The sequence below is a fragment of the Azonexus fungiphilus genome (assembly GCF_003634965.1).
GTDB lineage: Bacteria > Pseudomonadota > Gammaproteobacteria > Burkholderiales > Rhodocyclaceae > Azonexus > Azonexus fungiphilus.
In genome coordinates, this window is the sequence record NZ_RBXP01000002.1 from 49,531 (window position 1) to 68,214 (window position 18,684).

The window sequence follows — 18,684 nt, forward strand, 5'->3', positions numbered from 1 at the left end:
AATCCGCACCGCGAGCGTGCATCATCGCCGACGCACGCCCCGGATTCGTGCATTCCCGTCAGTCGAGCGGATAGCCGGGCGGCAGCAGCACCCACATCCGGCCGTTCTGCTTCATCCGGCCGGCCTGGGCACCGGCCTCGCGGCCGAAGCCCCAGAAGAAGTCGGCACGCACCGCACCGCGGATCGCGCCGCCGGTATCCTGGGCCAGCACCAGGCGGTTCATCGGCTGCGCCGAGTTCGGCCGGGTGGTGGCGAGGAAGACCGGCGCACCGAGCGGAATCGAGCGCGGATCGATGGCGATGCTGCGCTCGGCGGTCAGCGGCACGCCGAGGGCGCCGATCGGGCCGTCGTCGCTGGCCGGCATCTCGCGGAAGAAGACGTAGCTCGGATTGCTGTCGAGCAGTTCGTTGAGCCGCGCCGGATTGGCCCGGGCCCAGGCCTGGATGCCCTGCATCGAGGCCTCCTCGAGCTTGAGGTCGCCGCGATCGACAAGAATGCGCCCGATCGAGCGGTAGGGATGGCCGTTCTGGTCGGCGTAATTGACCCGCAGCATGCTGCCGTCGGGCAGGCGGATGCGCCCGGACCCCTGGATCTGCAGGAAGAAGAGCTCGATCGCGTCGTCCACCCAGGCCAGCGTCTTCGCCGGCAAACGGCTCTCCTGGGCGAGGATTTCGCCGCGCGACCAGTAGGGCACGACCTTGTTGCCCTCGACCCGGCCGCGCACGCGCTTGCCCTTGAGTTCGGGAAAGAGGTCGCCGAGCTCGATGGTCAGCAGGTTGTCGGGCACCCCGTGCACCGGGAAGGCATTGCGCCGGTCGGGCTTGCGGCTGCCGTTGAGCAGCGGCTCGTAGTAGCCGGTGACCATGCCGTCGACGGCGGTGGTATCGGCGGTCGACACCGCGTAGGGGCGCAAATTGGCCTCGAAGAACTGGCGGACGGCGACATCGGACTTGCCGTCGACCTGCTCGGCCTGGGCGCAGACGGCACGCCAGGCCTCGCCGCCGGCGCGGCTGCGCAGGCCGCGGCAGCTCTGGCGGAAGGCCGGCCAGGCAGCCGCGTGGGCATCGTCGCTCCAGCCCGGAAGATCGCTCCAGGCAACCGCCGTGAATACACGCGAAAAAGCCGGCGGCTGCGGCTTGTCGGCCGGCTTTTCCGGCGCCGGGCAAGTCGGGCAGGCGGCGCAGGGCGGACAACTGGCGGGTTTCTCCGGGGTCGGCGCCAGCGGGCCGGGGAGGTTGGCGCAGCCGGCAAGGAAGAGCGCGGCGGCGAGGAAGACGGCTTGGCGTTTTGACATGGCTTTCGTTAGAGTGGGCAACTTTGCCGCGCAGTATACCCGCCACGATGATCGACTCCGCCCAACTCGAACGCCTGCTGACCCGCGCCGAACATGTTCTCGGCCGCCTCGAGGCGGCGCTGCCGCCCGCCCCGCCGCTGCCCGACTGGCACGCCGCCGTCGCCTTCCGCTGGCGCAAGAGCGCCGGCCGCGGCTGGCTGCAGGGCGTCGCCAAGCCGCACCCGATCCGCCTCGCCGACATCGAAACGGTCGACGACCAGAAGGCGCGCATCGTCGCCAACACCCGCCAGTTCGTCGCCGGCCACGGCGCCAACAACGTGCTGCTGACCGGCGCCCGCGGCTGCGGCAAATCCTCGCTGGTGAAGGCGGTGCTCAATGAATTTTCCGCCGACGGCCTGCGCCTGATCGAAGTCGACAAGAACGACCTGGTCGATCTGCCGGACATCGTCGACCTGGTTGACGGTCGACCCGAGAAATTCATCATTTTCTGCGACGACCTCTCGTTCGAGGCTGGCGAGACCGCCTACAAGGCGCTCAAGTCGGTGCTCGACGGCTCGGTCGCGGCGCCGCCGGCGAACGTGCTGATCTACGCGACCTCGAACCGCCGCCACCTGATGCCCGAGTACATGTCGGAAAACCTCGAGACCCAGCGCATCGGCGACGAGATCCACCCGGGCGAAGCGGTCGAGGAAAAGGTGTCGCTGTCGGAGCGCTTCGGCTTGTGGATTTCCTTCTACCCGTTCTCGCAGGACGACTACCTCGCCGTCTTCGCGCACTGGGCGCGCCAGCTCGGCGTCGGCGAGGCGGCGATCGCCGCCAGCCAGCGCGAGGCGCTCAACTGGGCCTTGTCGCGCGGCTCGCGCTCGGGCCGCGTGGCCTGGCAATTCGCCCGCGACCTCGCCGGTCGCCAGCCGGCATGAGCAAGATCGTCGAAGTCGCGGCCGCGGTGATGCTGCGCGCCGACGGCCGCGAGTTCCTGCTCGCGCAACGCCCCGAGGGCAAGGTTTACGCCGGCTACTGGGAATTCCCCGGCGGCAAGGTCGAGCCCGGCGAAACGGTCCGCGCGGCGCTGGTCCGCGAACTCCACGAGGAACTGGGGATCGTCGTCAGCGAATGCAGCCCCTGGCTGACCCGCGAATTCACCTATCCGCACGCGACGGTGCGCCTGCATTTCTGGCGGGTCACCGCGTGGACCGGCGAGATCGGCATCAGCGGGCCGCTCGAGCATGCCGCGGTCGACTGGCTGGAACGCGGCAAAACGCCGACGCTGGCACCGATCCTGCCAGCCAACGGGCCGATCCTGAAAGGCCTGGCGCTGCCCGAGACGATGCTCATCTCGATGGCCGAGAACATCGGAGCGGCGGCCTGGCTGGCGCGCCTCGAAGCGCACCTGGCGGCCGGCCACCGGCCGCTCGTCCAGGTCCGCGACAAGACGCTGGCCGCCGGCCAGCGCGCCGACTTCGCCGCCGCCGTGGTCGCCCTTGCCCACCGTCACGGCAGCCGCGTCGTCATCAACGACGATCCCGCCCTGGCCCGCGATTGCGGTGCCGACGGCGTGCATCTCTCGGCCGCAGCGCTGGCCGACTGCGCACAACGCCCGGATTTCGAGTGGGTTGGTGCTTCCTGCCACGCAGCCGGCGAGATCGCCCGGGCCGGCCAGCTCGAGCTCGACTATGCCCTGCTCGGCCCGGTGCTGCCGACGCCGACCCACCCCGAGGCCGCCGGCCTCGGCTGGCCCGGCTTCGCCGCCGGCTGCGCCGGCAACACGCTGCCGGTATTCGCGCTCGGCGGCCTGCGCGAGACAGCGCGCGCCGACGCCATGGCGCATGGCGCCCACGGCATAGCGCTGATGCGCGGCTGGTAGATCAGCGGTTGTGTTCGCGGAAATCGACGCCGTCGGCGGCGGTTTCCTCGTCGCTCGGCTGGCCGGCGATGGTGTAGCTGCCAGCGGCCCAGGCGCCCAGATCGATCTGCTTGCAGCGTTCGGAGCAGAACGGACGCCAGCGGTTTTCCGGCGCCCACAGGGCTTCCTTGCCGCATTGCGGGCAGCGGACGGTACGCGGTTTGGTCACGGGTGGAAAATCAGAGATTGCAGAAGGTCAGGTCGAACTCGACATCGCGCTCGCAGCCGCGCGCCTTCAGTTCGTTCAGCGGCGGCTTGGTGAAGCGGATGTTGAGGAAGTACTTGTTGGCACTGACTTCGGGCACCGCCGCCTCGTCGGCGCCGAGGGCGACGCGCACCATCTGTGCCGAGGTGCCGCCGAGATTCAGCTGAAACTGACCGTTGACCGCGACATGCCGCTTCGGCCGGCCGCTCGAACGGAGCAGGCGGAGCACGATCGCCGAGGCGTCGCGCAGCGCGAACAGCGGTTTGCTCCAGCCGTCGAGCGCGGCACGCCGGGTGTCGACGTCGCGATGCAGCCACCAGTGATAGGACGGCAGGTCGAATTCGCAGACGCCGCCGGGAATCGCCGCCCGGCTCTTGATGCTCATCAGCCAGTCGTTGTCGCGCAGGTACTGGCCGATCTTGCCGTTCATGCCGAGCAGCGCCGCCGACGACTGCTCGATTTCGTAGAGCGCCCCGGAGAGCGCCTCTTCGGAAATGTCGGGGTTGTTGCGGAAGGCAAGCAGCGTCTGGCGCTGCCGCTCGAGTTCCTGGATCAGGTCCATCTTCAGGTCGGCGCGACCCGCCGCCTCGAGGATCTCGAACAGGGTCACCAGCGCCGCATGGTGCTCGTGCTGGCCGTCCGCCCGCGCGAAGTAGGCCGTCTTCTCGAAGAGGTCTTCGAGACGCAGCAGCGTACGGATGCGCTCGTTGAACGGATATTCGTAGGTGATCACTCGGCCGGGTTCCGGAAATCGGAAAAAGTTGCTGAATTCTGAGCCATTTGCAAGCAAATCTCAACAGCCAGCTTTAAGTTTTTGCATGGCCAGCGACTGATACTTTCGATGTAGTTCCTCGAGCCTGCCGGCCAGCGCCGCCAGTTCGCCGTCATTGACCACGACATCGTCGGCGATCGCCAGGCGGGCAGCGCGGCTTGCCTGCGCCGCCAGGATCGCCTGCACCTCGTCGGCGCCCAGGCCGCTGCGCGCCATCACCCGCGCCACCTGCAGCGACTCGGGGCAGTCGACGACCAGGATGCGGTCGCAACGCGCCCGGTAGGCACCGGATTCGACCAGCAGGGGTACGGCGAGCACGACGTAGGGCGACGGCGCGGCCCGGCAGCGGGCGTCGGCCAGTTCGCGGATGCGCGGATGCAGGATCGCTTCCAGCCGCCCACGCGCCGCCGCATCGGCGAAAGCCAGGCGGCGCATCGCGGCACGGTCGAGGGCGCCGTGCGCATCGGCAACCGCCGGACCGAAGGCGGCGACCAGCGCCGGCATCGCGGCGCCGCCCGGGGCAGTCAGTTCGTGGGCGATGGCATCGGTATCGACCAGCGTCGCCCCGAGCGCGACCAGGCGGTCGGCCACCGTCGTCTTGCCGCTGCCGATGCCTCCGGTCAGGCCGACGACGTAAGCGCTCACGGGCAGTCTTGCGGCGGCGTCTTCGGCAGCGCCTCGGCCAGCGCTGCCAGCAGCGCCGCCCGCCGGTCGGCCGGGCCGCGCAGTTCGATCTGCTGGTTGCCGTCCTTGTCCGGGCGGGGCACCAGCTTCGCCGAACGGACGCCCTGCGCCTGCAGTTCGGCCAGGCGCTCCCGGCCGCCCTTCTCGCTGCTGAAGATGCCGAGCGAGATGGCATTGCGGGTGGCGCCTTCCTGGACGACGAAGTAGTCGCTGACGCCGAGCGCCTTCAGTTCCTGCGCCTTCTTGTCGGCTGCCGCCTTGTTCGCCAGCGGCGGGATGTGCACCCACCAGCCGGTGCTTTCGCCGGCCGGCCGCCGTTCCAGCTTGAAATCGGCGAAGCCGCCGCTGACGACGCGGGCGACGCGCTCGGCCGCGACCGGCGCAAGCGCCGCCCAGGCCAGGCAGACCGGGGCCGCCTCCGGGCTCGCCGGCAGCGCTTCCGCCGGCTTCTCGAGCTCCGGTTCCGGCGTCGCCGGGGTCGCGGCGGCCGGCGGCGGCGCTTCGCCGCGGGCGACGATGCGGATGCTCTCGGGGTTGATCTGCTGGCCGACACGGACTTCCTCGCCGCCGCCGGAAGTGCCGATCAGACCGGTCGAGAAGGCATAGAAGAGCAGGTTGCCGAGGACCAGGAGGAAGACGAGGAGTTTCACGATGTCAGCCGACCTTGGGCAGGTGCTTCAGCGATTCGACGATGGCTTCGGCCGGATAGTCGTAATCCTCGAGCTTGCCGGCGAAGTACTTGTCGTAGGACGCCATGTCGAAGTGACCGTGGCCGGTCAGGCAGAAAAGCAGCGTCTTGGCTTCGCCGGTCGCCTTGCAGCGCAGCGCCTCGTCGATGGTGGCGCGGATCGCGTGGCAGGATTCCGGCGCCGGGATGATGCCTTCGGCGCGGGCGAACTGGACGCCAGCCTCGAAGGTGCCGACCTGCGGCACGGCCACGGCTTCCAGCAACTTTTCGTGGAACAGTTGCGAGAGCAGCGGCGAGGCGCCGTGGTAGCGCAGGCCGCCGGCGTGGATGCCGGGCGGCATGAAGTCGTGGCCGAGCGTGTACATCTTCATGATCGGCGTGTAGCCGGAAGCGTCGCCGTAGTCGTAGGTGTAGGCGCCCTTGGTCAGCGTCGGGCAGGAGGTTGGCTCGACCGCGACGCAGCGCAGGTTCCTGGCGCGCGGGTCGCCGGCCGCCTTGTCGGCGAGGAAGGGAAAGGCGATGCCACCGAAGCTGGAACCGCCGCCGCAGGGCCCGAAGACCACATCCGGGTAGAGGCCGATCTTGTCGAACTGCTTCTTGGCTTCCAGGCCGATCACCGTCTGGTGCAGCAGCACGTGGTTGAGCACCGAGCCGAGCGTGTAGCAGGTGTTGGGGTCGGCGGCGGCCTCCTCGACCGCTTCCGAGATCGCCAGGCCGAGCGAGCCCTGGCAATCGGGATCGGCGGCCAGCGCGGCGCGGCCGGCGTTGGTCAGCTTGGTCGGCGAGGCGAAGACCTCGGCGCCCCAGGTCTGCATCATCGAGCGGCGGAAGGGCTTCTGCTGGTAGCTGACATTGACCATGAAGACGCGCACCGGCAGGCCGAACATCTGGCCCGCGTAGGCGATCGACGAGCCCCACTGGCCGGCGCCGGTCTCGGTGGTCAGCTTCTTGGTGCCGGCCAGCTTGTTGTAGTAGGCCTGCGGCACGGCGGAGTTCGGCTTGTGCGAACCGGCCGGCGAGACGCCTTCGTACTTGAAGAAGATCTTCGCCGGCGTGCCCAGCATCTGCTCCAGGCGCAAGGCGCGAACCAGCGGCGCCGGGCGCCATTGGGCGTAGATCTGGCGCACTTCCTCGGGAATCGGGATCCAGCGCTCGGCGGTCATTTCCTGCTCGAGGATGGGATCGGGGAAGATCGCCCCCATCGCTTCCGGCGGCACCGGCTTGCCGTCGGGCCCGAGCGGCGGCGCCGGCGGGTTGGGCATGTCGGCGACGACGTTGTACCAGTGGGTGGGGATTTCTTCTTGTTCGAGGTTGATGCGCAACGGTGTCATGTTTTTTTCTCTCTCCCTGCGGCCTGCACCGCAAAGCCGGTAAATTACTCCAAAACCCCGCCCGGACCAAGGGCGCGGCCGTCCGATCCGGGGTAAAGTAGCGCCTGATTTTTGCCTGAAAATCCGTGTCGACCGCAAACTTCCACCCCCTGTACTGCCATGCCGCCGGCAAGCCGCCGCCGACGCTGGCGATCGCCGTCGCACCCCGTCGCGGCGATGCCGGCGAACTGCAACTCGACTACCGGGTGCACGGCCTTGCCGCCCTCGCGCTGCCGCCGCCGGCCGCCCCCGGTCCGGCCGACGGGCTGTGGCAGCAGACCTGTTGCGAAGCCTTCGTCGCCACGGTCGACGGCCCGGCCTACCGTGAATTCAATTTCGCGCCATCCGGCCAGTGGGCGATCTACGACTTCGCCGGCTACCGCCAGCGCAACGCCGACTGGCAAGCGCCGGCGGCACCGCGGATCGCCTGCCGCATCGACGCCGACACGCTGCACCTGCGCGCGACCATTCCCGCCGCGCTGCTGCCGACCGGTGCCGCCCGCCTCGGCCTGAGCGTCGTCGCCGCCACCCCGGGCGGCGACAAGAGCTACTGGGCGCTGACCCACGCCGCCGCCCAGCCCGACTTCCACCTTGCCGCCAGCTTCACGCTGCCCTTGCCATGACGCCATCCATTCAATTCGGCATCGACCGCCTGATTAAAGACCCCGAACTGCGCCGCCCGCTCGCCGGCCGCCGCCTTGCCCTGCTCGCCCATCCGGCCTCGGTCACCGCCGACCTGACGCACAGCCTCGACGCGCTCGCCGCGCTGCCCGACCTGCAACTGACCGCCGCCTTCGGCCCGCAGCACGGGATCAAGGGCGACAAGCAGGACAACATGGTCGAATCGCCGGATTTCGTCGATCCGCAGCACGGCATCCCGATCTTCAGCCTGTACGGCGAAGTGCGCCGGCCGACGGCGGCGATGCTGGACACTTTCGACGTGCTGCTGGTCGACCTGCAGGACCTCGGCTGCCGCATCTACACCTTCATCACCACGCTGCGCTACGTGCTCGAAGCCGCCGCCGAACACGGCAAGTCGGTCTGGGTGCTCGACCGCCCCAACCCGGCCGGCCGCCCGGTCGAAGGCTTCACGCTGCGCGCCGGCTGGGAAAGCTTCGTCGGCGCCGGCCCGCTGCCGATGCGCCACGGCCTGACGATGGGCGAACTCGGCGCCTGGTTCATCGCCCAGTTGCAGCTCGACGTCGATTACCGCGTCGTCGAAATGACCGGCTGGCAGCCCGACGCCGCGCCCGGTTACGGCTGGCCGCTCGGCGAGCGGACCTGGATCAACCCCAGCCCGAACGCGCCCAACCTGTCGATGGCGCGCGCCTACGCCGGCACGGTGATGCTCGAAGGGACGACCTTGAGCGAAGGCCGCGGCACGACGCGGCCGCTCGAATTCCTGTTCGGCGCGCCGGACATCGACGCCGCCGCCGTGCTCGCCGAGATGCAGGCGCTCGCCCCCGACTGGCTCGTCGGCTACAAATTGCGCGTCTGCTGGTTCGAGCCGACCTTCCACAAGTTTCACGGTCAACTGTGCCAGGCGCTGCAAATCCACAGCGAAGGCCCGTATTACGACCACGCCGCGTTCCGGCCCTGGCGCCTGCAGGCGCTGGCCTTCAAGGCGATCCGCCGGCTTTACCCGGATTACCCGATCTGGCGTGACTTCGGCTACGAGTACGAATTCGAGCGGCTGGCCATCGATCTGATCAACGGCTCGCCGCTGCTGCGCGAGTGGGTCGACGATCCGGCAGCGACGCCGGCCGAGCTCGACGCCGCGGTGCGCGGCGACGAAGCGGCCTGGCTGGCCGAACGCGAGGCTTTCCTGATCTACCGATGAGCCCCGAACTCGCCGCGCCGCTGCTCGTCATCGAGGCGCACCCGCTGCAGACGACGATTGTCGCCATCTTCGCCGTCGTCTACCTCGGCATGTTCCTTGGCGGCCTGCCCAAACTCAAGCTCGACCGCAGCGGCGTCGCGCTGCTCGGCGGCATCGCCGTCGTCGGCATCGGCGCGATGACGACCGAGGAAGCGGCGCGCGCCGTGCATCTGCCGACCATCCTGCTGCTCTTCGCCTTCATGGTGGTCTCGGCGCAGATGCGCCTGGGCGGCTTCTACACCGAAGTCACCCGCCGCGTCGCGGCGCTGCCGCTCGCCGAACCGTGGCTGCTCGGCGCCCTGATCTTCGTTGCCGGCGCGCTGTCGGCGGTGTTTTCCAACGACATCGTCTGCCTAGCGATGACGCCGGTGGTCGCCCGCCTGTGCATCGAGCGCCGGCTCGACCCGGTGGTCTTCCTGGTCGGCCTGGCCTGCGCCGCCAACATCGGCTCGGCGGCAACGCTGATCGGCAACCCGCAGAACATGCTGATCGGCTCGGTGCTGCAGCTGCATTTCGCCGACTACCTGTGGCAGGCGCTGCCGCCGGTCGGGCTCGGCCTGCTGGCGCTGTGGGCCTGGCTGGTTTTTGCCCGGCGCCGGCCGTCGACCGTCAACGTCGAGGCGCTGACGGTCGACCGCGAAAATCCGCCAATTTTCGACCGCCTGCAGACGGCCAAGGGTCTCGCCGTCGCCGCTGCGTTGCTCGTCGTCTTCCTGTTCACCGACTGGCCGCGCGAAGTCGCCGCCCTGGTCGGCGCCGGCGTGCTGCTGCTCTCGCGGCGCTTCCATTCGTCGCATGTGATGGGCTTCGTGGACTGGGAGCTGCTGGTCCTCTTCGTCGGCCTGTTCGTCGTCAACCACGCCTTCGAAAGCACCGGCCTGGCCGCCGCCGCGGTCGCCTGGCTGGCCGCCCACGGCATCCACCTCGGCGACAGCGGGCCGCTGTTCGCGATCGGCGTCGGCCTGTCCAACCTGGTCTCGAACGTGCCGGCGACGATGCTGCTGCTGCCGCACCTGAAAACCCCGGAGGCCGGCGTCGCCCTGGCGCTGGTCAGCACGCTGGCCGGCAACCTGCTGCTGGTCGGCTCGATCGCCAACCTGATCGTCGTCGACCTCGCCCGCAAGCAGGGCATCGCCATCGACTGGCGCCAGCACCTGCGCATCGGCCTGCCGGTGACGGCGCTGACGCTGGCGATCACCGCCCTCTGGCTGGCGCGCTGAGCGCCGCCGTCAGTCGAAGGCGCGCAGCGACAGGCTGACCGAGAGCTGGGCGCCGATCCAGCCGAGCAGCGCGCCGACCGCGGCCAGCGCGGCGACGTCGGTAGCGGCCGGCGCATGCAGCGCGAAACTGCCGCCGTACAGCGCGGCGAGCTCGCCGACCGGGCCGGCGAGCAGGCGCAGCGCGCCATAGACCAGGGCCGCCGCGAGCAGGCCGCCGAGGCCGCCCTGGAGGGCGCCGAAATAGGAGAAGGGCCGGCGGATGAAGCCGTCGGTGGCACCGATCATCCGCGCCACCTCGATCTCCGCCGCCTGGGCCATGACCTGCAGGCGGATGGTGTTGAAGGTGACGGCGACCAGGCCGGCGCCGAAGAGGCCGGCGAGCAGCAGCACGGCCAGCTTGCCGAGCCGGAGGAAGGCGTCGAAACGCTTGACCCAGGCCGAATCGAGCTGGACGTGGGCGACCTTGGGCCAGCTGGCGAGCTCCGCGCGCAGCGCCTCGAGGGCCTCCGGCGCGGTGTCGGCCGGCTCGACGACGAAGGCATCGGGCAGCGGGTTGCGCGGCAGGCTGGCGACGATCTCGGCCATCTCGTCGCTCTTCTGCAGGCGCTTGAGCGCCTCGTCGCGGGGCACGAAGCTGAATCTGACGGTCGACAGCCCGCGCAGCCGGTTTTCGATCTCGACGACGTCCTTGCGGGCCGCGCCGACTTCGACGAAAACGCTGATCTGCTGGGCGCCCGAGGCGTTGCGGCCAAGCTCGCGCAGGTTGTCGAGCGCGAGATAGCCGAAGGCCGGCAGCGTCAGCGCGATGCCGATCACCAGCAGCGACAGCAGCGTATTGAACGGTGCCGCGGCGAGGCGGCGCACGGCCAGCCCGAACGCGGCGCGATGTTGCGACAGCCAGCGCCTCATGCCACCCTCCCGTGGGCGAGGCGCAGCATGTTGCCCCCGCAGTGATCGATCCAGGCCTGGTCGTGCGTGGCGACGACGACGGTGACACCGACCCGGTGAAAATCGGCGAACAGGCGGCGGATGTCGGCAGCCGAATCGGCATCGAGGTTGGCCGTCGGTTCGTCGGCCAGGAGCACGGTCGGCCGGTTGACGACGGCGCGGGCGATCGCCAGCCGCTGCTGCTCGCCGCCGGACAGCGCAATCGGGTTGGCCTTCTCGCGCTTGAGCAGGCCGACCTTGTCGAGCGCCGCCTGCGCCCGGCGCACCGCCTCGCGATGCGGCAGGCCGGCGATCTGCAGCGGCAGCAGCACGTTGTCGAGGGCGCTGCGGTCGAAGAGCAGCTTCTGGTCCTGGAAGATCAGGCCGAAATGCCGGCGCACGTAAGGAATCGCGCTGCGGCGCAGGGCTGAGAGGTTCTGCCCGTTGACCACCAGGCTGCCCGAGGTCGGCCGCTCGATCGAGGCGATCAGCTTGACCAGCGTCGTCTTGCCGGCGCCCGAGTGGCCGGTGATCAGCACCAGTTCGCCGGCGCGGATCTCGAAGCTGACGCCGGCGAGCGCCTCGAAGCCGCCGGGATAGCGCTTGGTCAGGCTGTTGGCGACGATCATTGGTCGAACAGCGCGTCCACGAAGTCGCGCGCCGAGAAGGGACGGAGGTCGTCGATCTGCTCGCCGACGCCGATGAAGCGGATCGGCTTCGGGCACTGGCGGGCGATCGCCGCGACGACACCCCCCTTGGCGGTGCCGTCGAGCTTGGTCACGACCAGGCCGGTGACATTGATCGCCTTGTCGAAGGCCTTGACCTGCTGCAGCGCGTTCTGGCCGATGTTGGCGTCGAGCACGAGCAGGGTTTCGTGCGGGCCGTCCGGCTCGATTTTCTGGATGACGCGACGGACCTTGGCGATTTCGTCCATCAGGTGCAGCTGGGTGGGCAGGCGGCCAGCGGTATCGGCGAGCACGACATCGATGCCGCGCGCCTTGGCGGCGGAGATGGCATCGAAGATGACGGCGGCCGGGTCACCCGATTCCTGGGCGATGACGGTGACGTTGTTGCGTTCGCCCCAGGTCTGCAGCTGCTCGCGGGCGGCGGCGCGGAAGGTGTCGCCGGCGGCGAGCAGCACGCTCTTGCCCTGGCTCTGGAAATACTTGGCCAGCTTGCCGATCGAGGTCGTCTTGCCGGCACCGTTCACCCCCGCGATCATGATCACGTAGGGTTTGTGGGTACTCACATCGAGCGCCTGCTCGAGCGGCGCGAGGATCGCGTAGAGCGCATCGGACAGCGCCTGCTGGATCGCCTCCGGCGTTTCCAGCCGGTCGCGCTTGGCCGCCTTCTTCAGCTCGTCGAGCAGGTGGGTGGTCGCCTCGATGCCGACGTCGGACGTCAGCAGCAGGGTTTCGAGTTCTTCGAGCAGTTCGTCGTCGACCTTGCCGCGCGAGAAGATCGACTTGAGCTTGCCGCCCCACTGCGCGCGGGTCCGGGCCAGCCCCTGGAAGAGCCGCTCGCGCCAGGACGGCGCAGCCGCCGCCGCGGCCTCGGGTTGCGCGTCGGGCGCAGATTTTTTCAGGAAACTGAACATGGGTGTTAAGGTCTCAGGCCTTGCTGACAGGCGGACGGTCAGCCGTTAAGATGCCGTCCGGATCGATGCGAAAACAGCGTTGAATTCTAGCAGAAAGCCCCCACCTCCCATGCCCATGCGACACCTGCTTCCCGTTTTGCTGGCCCCGTGGCTGTTGACCGCAGCCCTCGCCAATCCCTACGAAACCACACTCGACAACGGCCTCAAGGTCATCGTCAAGGAAGACAAACGCGCGCCCACCGCCGTGCACATGGTCTGGTACCGGATCGGCAGCATGGACGAGGTCGACGGCACCTCCGGCGTCGCCCACGTGCTCGAGCACATGATGTTCAAGGGCACGCCCGAGGTCGGCCCAGGCGAGTTCAACAAGCGCGTTGCCGCCGCCGGTGGCCGCGACAACGCCTTCACCAGCCGCGACTACACCGCCTACTTCCAGCAGATCCCGAAGGAAAAGCTGGCCGAGATGATGGCGCTGGAAGCCGACCGCATGCGCCACCTGACCGTCGATCCCAAGGAATTCGCCCAGGAGATCAAGGTGGTCATGGAAGAGCGCCGCATGCGCACCGACGACAACCCGCAGTCCAAGCTGTTCGAGCAGATGAACGCGACCGCCTTCCAGGCGCATCCGTACCGCCGGCCGATCATCGGCTGGATGAGCGACCTCGAGAACATGACCGCGGCCGATGCCAAGGCCTGGTACGACACCTGGTACGTGCCCAACAACGCCTACGTGGTGGTCTCCGGCGACGTCGACCACGAACAGGTCTTCGCCCTCGCCCGCGAGCACTACGGCAAGCTCGAGGGGCGGGCGCTGCCGCCGCGCAAGAGCCAGGTCGAACCGCGCCAGGAAGGGCCGCGCCGGATCACCGTCAAGGCCCCGGCCGAGCTGCCGGTGCTGGTACTGGGCTACAAGGCGCCGATCCTGCGCAACCCGAAGACCGACCGCGATCCCTACGCGCTGGAAATCCTCGCCGCCATCCTCGACGGCCACGATGCCGCCCGCTTCAACAAGAAACTGGTGCGCGAGGATCGCATCGCGCTGTCGGCCGGCGTCGATTACGGCAACACCGCCCGCGGCCCGGGCATGTTCTACCTCTACGGCAGCCCTTCCGAAGGACGCAGCGTCGCCGATCTCGAAGCCGCGCTGCGCGCCGAGATCGCACGCATCCAGAAGGACGGGGTGAGCGAGGCCGAACTGAAGCGGACCAAGGCGCAACTGGTCGCCGGCCAGGTGTACAAGCTCGACTCGATGTTCGGCCAGGCCATGGAAATCGGCCAGATGGAAGCGGTCGGGCATTCCTGGAAGGACGTCGACACGATGCTCGAACGCCTGCAGCAGGTCACCGCCGCCGACGTCCAGGCGGTGGCGAAGAAGTACTTCGACGACGACGCGCTGACCATCGGCGTCCTCGACCCGCAACCGCTCGACGGCCAGCCGCGCCGTCCGCGCATCGCCGTCCGCCACTGATGAAAATCGCCATGAAACGACTGTTGACCGCAATCATCGTCCTCGCCGCCGCGCCGCTGGCACTGGCCGGCGTGACCATCGAACAATGGACCACCGCCAACGGCGCCCGCGTCAATTTCGTCGCCGCGCCGGCCTTGCCGATGCTCGACGTGCAGATCGACTTCGCCGCCGGTTCGATGTTCGACCCCGAGGGCAAGGCTGGCCTCGCCGCACTGACCCGCGGCGTGCTCGACCTCGGCGCCGGCGAGCGCGACGAGACGGCGATCGCCGAGCAGCTTGCCGACCTCGGCGCCGCCCTCGGCGGCAGCGCCGACACCGACCGCGCCAGCGTCACGCTGCGCACGCTGACCGCGCGCGACAAGCTCGAGCCGGCCCTGGCCGTGCTGCGCGACGTGCTGCACCGGCCGCATTTCGCCGCCGCCGTCCTCGAACGCGAGCAGGCGCGCACCGTCACCGGCCTCAAGGAAGCGATGACCCGGCCCGACAGCATCGCCGGCAAGGCCTTCTGGGAAGCGCTCTACCCCGGCCACCCCTACGGCCGCCAGGCAACGCCGGAAAGCGTCGCGGCGCTGACCCGCGCCGATCTCGTCGACTTCCATCAACGCCTGTACACCGCCGGCAACGCCAGCATCTCGCTGGTCGGCCAGCTGACCCGGGTGCAGGCCGAGCGCATCGCCGAACAGCTGAGCAGCGCGCTGCCCGCCGGCACGCCGCCGGCGCTGCCGGCCGCCCCGGCCCCGGCGCGCGCGGCAACGCAGGCGATCGCCCACCCGGCCAGCCAGGCGCACATCTACCTCGGCCTGCCGGCGATCGAGCGCGGCCATCCCGATTTCTACCCGCTGCTGGTCGGCAACTACACGCTCGGCGGCGGCGGCTTCGTCTCCCGCCTGGTCCAGGAAGTCCGCGACAAGCGCGGCTTCGCCTACAGCGTGTACAGCTACTTCGCGCCGATGCGCCAGGCCGGCCCCTTCCAGATCGGCCTGCAGACCCAGCGCAAGCAGGCCCGCGAGGCGATCAAGGTGGTCCGCCAGGTGCTCGGCGATTTCGTTGCCCGGGGACCGAGCGCGGAAGAGCTCGCCGCGGCCAAGGCCAACCTCTCCGGCAGCTTCCCGCTGCGCCTGGACAGCAACGCCAAGCTGCTCGCCAACGTCGCCGTGATCGGCTTCTACGGGCTGCCCGCCGATTACCTCGACCACTACCGGGCAAACATCGAGGCAGTCACGGTCGACGACGTCAAGGCGGCATTTTCGCGCCACGTCCGCCCGGCCGACCTGGTCACCGTGACGGTGGCGGCGGATTGAACTCGGTCCGCATCGTCGGCGGCGAGTTCCGCCGCCGCGTCCTGCGCTTTCCCGACAGCGAAGGCCTGCGGCCGACCCCGGATCGCGTGCGCGAGACGCTGTTCAACTGGCTCGGCCAGGATCTCGACGGCTGGCACTGCCTCGACCTCTTCGCCGGCAGCGGCGCGCTCGGCTTCGAAGCCGCCTCGCGCGGCGCCGCCCGCGTGGTGATGCTGGAAAAGTCGCCGCGCGTGCTCGCGGCGTTGCATGAAAACCACGAATTGCTCCATAAACCCGCCGCCGTGGAGATCAGGAGCGGCGATGCGCTACAATATTTGTCCTCCGCGAAGTCGAAATTCGACCTGATCTTCCTCGATCCGCCGTACCGCAAGGGCTGGCTCAACCGCCTCGAACCCCTGCTGGCCGGCGTTCTCGACGAAGACGGCGCACTCTACGTCGAGGCGGAAAACGAAATCGAATCGCTCGACGCATGGCGGACCGTCCGCCACGGCCGGGCGGGCGAAGTCCACTACCACTTGTTGCGGCGACCGACAGCTTGAACAAACTGAACCATCGCGTAGCGCTCTACCCCGGCACGTTCGACCCGATCACCCGCGGTCACGAGGATCTCGTGCGCCGGGCGGCGACCCTGTTCGACAAGCTGATCCTGGCGATCGCCGAAAGCCCGTCGAAGCAGCCGCGGTTCACGCTGGCCGACCGCGTCGAGATGGCGCGCGAGGTCGTCGGCGACATCCCCAACCTCGAAATCGTCGGCTTCAACACGCTGCTGATGAGCTTCGTGCACGAGAAGGGCGCCAAGGTGATCGTCCGCGGCCTGCGCGCCGTGTCCGATTTCGAATACGAATTCCAGATGGCCGGAATGAACCGCAGCCTCTATCCCGAGGTCGAAACGGTATTCCTGACGCCCGGCGAGCAATACATGTTCATTTCCGCAACGATGGTGCGGGAAATTGCGCGGCTGGGCGGTGATGTAGGAAAATTCGTCCATCCTTCAGTAGAAAAGCGCCTGCGGGCAACCACCACTGCTTAAACGAGAGAGGAACAACAGTCATGTCCCTGATGATTACGGACGAGTGCATCAACTGCGACGTGTGCGAACCGGAATGCCCGAACGAGGCGATTTCGCAGGGCGAGGAGATCTACGTGATCGACCCGGCGAAGTGCACCGAGTGCGTCGGCCACTACGACGAACCGCAATGCGTCCAGGTCTGCCCGGTCGATTGCATCCCCAAGGACCCCGGTCACGAGGAATCGGAAGACCAACTGTGGTCGAAGTACGAGAAGCTGACCGGCAACGCCCGTCCCTGAACCGGCTTCACCCATGAAAAAGCCCGCGACCGAAATCGCGGGCTTTTTCACGTCGACCGTCAGCGTCAGGCGGCGCGCAGTTCGGCCATCTGCTCGGGCGAGAGCAGGTCGCGCACGCGCAGTTCGATCGCGTCGAGCGCCGCCAGCTGCCGGTCGAGCACCTGGCCGACGCTTTCCAGTTCGGCGATGCGGTCTTCCAGCGTGTCGGTCGCCTGGTGGATGCGTTTGATGCTCTCGAGCCGGCGCTTCAACTGGATCTGGTGCTCGCGGACCTGGGTTTCCATCGGCGCCATGATCGCCCGCAGCCAGATCTCGGCATCCCGGTTGGCACGTTCGAAGGCGCGCCGCACCTGGATTGCGACCTCCTCGAAGAACTTCTGGGTGATGTTCTTCTTGTCGTGCGTCAGCAGCGAGACCATCGTGTTCAGGTGGCTGTCGCACCAGGCCTCGAGGCGATCCAGCTCCTTCTCGTAGCGGAGCAGCGAGAAGCTGGTCGGGGCGCCGAGCTTGAGCCCGTGCTCGACCGAGAACTTCTTGTACACCGCTTCCATCATCGCCAGGATCTCGCCGATCTCGCGGCCGGAATTGCCGAGCGCGGCCCGCGACTGGACGAAGAAATCGTGCATCGCCACCGACAGGCTCTTCGAGAACGCGGCCTCGAGCATCGCCTCGCGCGTCTCGCCGGTAAGCTGGCGCAGACGGTCGAGGCCGAGGTGGCCGAACAGGTTGTTGGTCAGCGTCGAGAACACGCTGCGCACCGCGTAATAGCGCTGCAGGCCTTGCTCGAATTCTTCCTTCTCGGCACGTACCTTGCCCATCATGTACTCGACGACACCGCGGTTCTTGCCGCGCAGCTCGGTCAGCTCCGACAGCTGCTCGCGCAGGCCGCCGTGGCGCGAATCGAGCAGCGCGCGGACGCGGCGGACGACATCGCCGAACTCGCTCTCGGTGCTTTCGCAGACGATCTCGCGCTTGGCCGGGATCAGTTCGCCGGACAGCGCCGCCTCGAGTGCCGGCAGGCGGCTGCGGGCGAGCAGGTCGGCGTCGGCGTTGATCTTGGCGACCAGCCCCTTCTGCGCCGAAACCGGGAAGACCTGGCTCGCCGGCAAGTCGAGGATGCTGGCGCAGCTGTCGGCCTGGCGGGCGATCTCGGCGGCGATCTCGGCGTCGCTCTTGAGTTCGTCCCACTGGCCGTCGATCTTGTTGAGCACGACCAGGCGGCCGCGGCGGGTCGAGGCACCGGTACAGATGTGCTCCTTCCAGATCGTCAGGTCGGACTGGGTGACACCGGTGTCGGCGGCCAGGATGAACAGCACCGCGTGGGCGTTCGGCAACTGCGACAGCGTCAGCTCGGGCTCGGCGCCGATCGCGTTGAGCCCCGGCGTATCGAGGATGACCAGTCCCTGCTTGAGCAGGGGGTGCGGGAAATTGATCAGCGCGTGGCGCCAGCGCGGGATCTCGACCAGGCCGTCGTCACCGACCCGATACAGGTCGATCTCGCCGCTACCGACGGCGAAACCGAGGCGGCCGGCCTCCTCGGGCGTCACCCGGGTCGTCTCGCTGACATGGCGCAGGGCTTCCTGCAGGCTTTCCGGCGAATCGACGTCGATCGGCAGCACCGTCCACTCTTCGGGGAAGCGCTTGTATTCACTGACCCCGGTATGCGCGGCACGCGTCTGGATGGGCAACAGCTCGACCCCGGGCAGCTTGTTACCGTCGAACAGCAGTTCGGTCGGGCACATCGTCGTCCGCCCGGCCGACGAAGGCAGCATGCGGTCGCCGTAGTCGGCGAAGAAGATGGCGTTGATCAGCTCCGACTTGCCGCGCGAGAACTCGGCGACGAAAGCGACGTTGAGGCGGTCCTCGCGCAGGCGCTCCTGCAACTGGCCGAGGCGCAGGTCGATCTGGCCGTCGGACAGCTCGTTGTCGGACAGCCAGGCCTGGAACTCGGCGACATCGTTGGAGAGCAGCGTGCGCCAGGCGGTATAGGCGGCGAATTGGTTGGCGAGCGACATGGATACGACCCCGGCGACAAACTGGACTTCAATTTAGCATAAATACGCCATCC

Annotated in this window: 20 protein-coding genes; 10 read left to right on the forward strand and 10 right to left on the reverse strand. The window is 68.5% G+C overall.

The genetic code is table 11. From position 1 onward, the window contains the following. Window positions 1–58: 58 nt before the first annotated feature. Complete coding sequence (gene mltA / locus DFR40_RS01105; protein WP_121456653.1) at window positions 59–1,294, reverse strand: murein transglycosylase A; 1,236 nt, start codon at window positions 1,292–1,294, stop codon at window positions 59–61. Between the two features lie 47 nt (window positions 1,295–1,341). Between mltA and DFR40_RS01110 the strand changes: the two genes are divergently transcribed. Together DFR40_RS01110 and DFR40_RS01115 are read left to right on the forward strand one after the other, a co-directional pair. Beyond that, a complete protein-coding gene (locus DFR40_RS01110; protein ID WP_121456654.1) occupies window positions 1,342–2,214 on the forward strand; it encodes an ATP-binding protein in 873 nt (290 codons plus the stop codon). After that, complete coding sequence (locus tag DFR40_RS01115) at window positions 2,211–3,158, forward strand: Nudix family hydrolase (protein WP_121456655.1); 948 nt, start codon at window positions 2,211–2,213, stop codon at window positions 3,156–3,158. The genes DFR40_RS01110 and DFR40_RS01115 overlap by 4 nt, the downstream gene beginning before the upstream one ends. Window position 3,159: 1 nt before the next feature. Here DFR40_RS01115 and DFR40_RS01120 read toward each other — a convergent pair whose 3' ends face one another. Genes DFR40_RS01120 through DFR40_RS01140 form a run of 5 tightly spaced genes read right to left on the reverse strand, consistent with a single transcriptional unit; the run spans window position 3,160 to window position 6,877 of the window. Then, a complete protein-coding gene (locus DFR40_RS01120; RefSeq protein WP_121456656.1) occupies window positions 3,160–3,366 on the reverse strand; it encodes a DNA gyrase inhibitor YacG in 207 nt (68 codons plus the stop codon). Window positions 3,367–3,376: 10 nt separating this feature from the next. Beyond that, window positions 3,377–4,135 (reverse strand): cell division protein ZapD, encoded by a 759-nt coding sequence (zapD, locus tag DFR40_RS01125; RefSeq protein ID WP_121456657.1) that lies wholly within the window; start codon window positions 4,133–4,135, stop codon window positions 3,377–3,379. Between the two features lie 60 nt (window positions 4,136–4,195). Further along, on the reverse strand, window positions 4,196–4,819 hold the full coding sequence (coaE, locus tag DFR40_RS01130) for a dephospho-CoA kinase (protein ID WP_121456658.1): 624 nt from the start codon (window positions 4,817–4,819) through the stop codon (window positions 4,196–4,198). Then, on the reverse strand, window positions 4,816–5,508 hold the full coding sequence (locus DFR40_RS01135) for an SPOR domain-containing protein (RefSeq protein ID WP_121456659.1): 693 nt from the start codon (window positions 5,506–5,508) through the stop codon (window positions 4,816–4,818). The genes coaE and DFR40_RS01135 overlap by 4 nt, the downstream gene beginning before the upstream one ends. 4 nt (window positions 5,509–5,512) lie before the next feature. Then, window positions 5,513–6,877 (reverse strand): TrpB-like pyridoxal phosphate-dependent enzyme, encoded by a 1,365-nt coding sequence (locus DFR40_RS01140; protein ID WP_121456660.1) that lies wholly within the window; start codon window positions 6,875–6,877, stop codon window positions 5,513–5,515. Window positions 6,878–7,002: 125 nt separating this feature from the next. Between DFR40_RS01140 and DFR40_RS01145 the strand changes: the two genes are divergently transcribed. The 3 genes from DFR40_RS01145 to DFR40_RS01155 are packed head-to-tail and all read left to right on the forward strand — an operon-like array spanning window position 7,003 to window position 10,015. Further along, complete coding sequence (locus tag DFR40_RS01145; RefSeq protein WP_121456661.1) at window positions 7,003–7,539, forward strand: DOMON-like domain-containing protein; 537 nt, start codon at window positions 7,003–7,005, stop codon at window positions 7,537–7,539. Continuing rightward, the gene (locus tag DFR40_RS01150) at window positions 7,536–8,756 is read left to right on the forward strand and encodes an exo-beta-N-acetylmuramidase NamZ family protein (protein WP_121456662.1); all 1,221 of its coding nucleotides are present in this window, start codon (window positions 7,536–7,538) and stop codon (window positions 8,754–8,756) included. Before DFR40_RS01145 ends, DFR40_RS01150 begins: the two co-directional genes overlap by 4 nt. Next, window positions 8,753–10,015 carry an anion transporter gene (locus tag DFR40_RS01155; RefSeq protein ID WP_121456663.1) on the forward strand — a complete coding sequence of 421 codons (1,263 nt, stop codon included), beginning with the start codon at window positions 8,753–8,755 and terminating at the stop codon, window positions 10,013–10,015. The genes DFR40_RS01150 and DFR40_RS01155 overlap by 4 nt, the downstream gene beginning before the upstream one ends. A gap of 9 nt (window positions 10,016–10,024) precedes the next feature. Here the strand turns inward: DFR40_RS01155 and ftsX are convergent, their stop codons facing one another. The 3 genes from ftsX to ftsY are packed head-to-tail and all read right to left on the reverse strand — an operon-like array spanning window position 10,025 to window position 12,539. Further along, entirely contained in the window at window positions 10,025–10,924 is a 900-nt protein-coding gene (gene ftsX / locus DFR40_RS01160) for a permease-like cell division protein FtsX (protein WP_121456664.1), read from the reverse strand. Next, the gene (locus DFR40_RS01165) at window positions 10,921–11,571 is read right to left on the reverse strand and encodes a cell division ATP-binding protein FtsE (protein WP_121456665.1); all 651 of its coding nucleotides are present in this window, start codon (window positions 11,569–11,571) and stop codon (window positions 10,921–10,923) included. Before DFR40_RS01165 ends, ftsX begins: the two co-directional genes overlap by 4 nt. After that, window positions 11,568–12,539 carry a signal recognition particle-docking protein FtsY gene (ftsY, locus tag DFR40_RS01170; RefSeq protein ID WP_121456666.1) on the reverse strand — a complete coding sequence of 324 codons (972 nt, stop codon included), beginning with the start codon at window positions 12,537–12,539 and terminating at the stop codon, window positions 11,568–11,570. Before ftsY ends, DFR40_RS01165 begins: the two co-directional genes overlap by 4 nt. Before the next feature lie 109 nt (window positions 12,540–12,648). On the opposite strand from ftsY, the gene DFR40_RS01175 reads away from it, so the two are divergent. From DFR40_RS01175 to DFR40_RS01195, 5 genes are read left to right on the forward strand one after another with little or no spacing between them, the layout of a single operon-like run. Next, window positions 12,649–14,007, forward strand: coding sequence for a M16 family metallopeptidase (locus DFR40_RS01175; protein ID WP_121456667.1), 1,359 nt, complete (start codon window positions 12,649–12,651; stop codon window positions 14,005–14,007). Window positions 14,008–14,018: 11 nt separating this feature from the next. Beyond that, window positions 14,019–15,308 carry a M16 family metallopeptidase gene (locus DFR40_RS01180; RefSeq protein WP_245985565.1) on the forward strand — a complete coding sequence of 430 codons (1,290 nt, stop codon included), beginning with the start codon at window positions 14,019–14,021 and terminating at the stop codon, window positions 15,306–15,308. Beyond that, window positions 15,305–15,847: a 16S rRNA (guanine(966)-N(2))-methyltransferase RsmD gene (gene rsmD, locus DFR40_RS01185; protein ID WP_121456669.1), complete on the forward strand. Its 543-nt coding sequence runs from the start codon at window positions 15,305–15,307 to the stop codon at window positions 15,845–15,847. Before DFR40_RS01180 ends, rsmD begins: the two co-directional genes overlap by 4 nt. A 5-nt stretch (window positions 15,848–15,852) precedes the next feature. After that, entirely contained in the window at window positions 15,853–16,338 is a 486-nt protein-coding gene (gene coaD, locus DFR40_RS01190) for a pantetheine-phosphate adenylyltransferase (protein ID WP_121456714.1), read from the forward strand. Between the two features lie 20 nt (window positions 16,339–16,358). After that, window positions 16,359–16,616 (forward strand): YfhL family 4Fe-4S dicluster ferredoxin, encoded by a 258-nt coding sequence (locus DFR40_RS01195; RefSeq protein ID WP_121456670.1) that lies wholly within the window; start codon window positions 16,359–16,361, stop codon window positions 16,614–16,616. 65 nt (window positions 16,617–16,681) lie between these two features. Here the strand turns inward: DFR40_RS01195 and DFR40_RS01200 are convergent, their stop codons facing one another. After that, a complete protein-coding gene (locus DFR40_RS01200) occupies window positions 16,682–18,631 on the reverse strand; it encodes a dynamin family protein (RefSeq protein ID WP_121456671.1) in 1,950 nt (649 codons plus the stop codon). Between the last annotated feature and the right edge of the window lie 53 nt (window positions 18,632–18,684).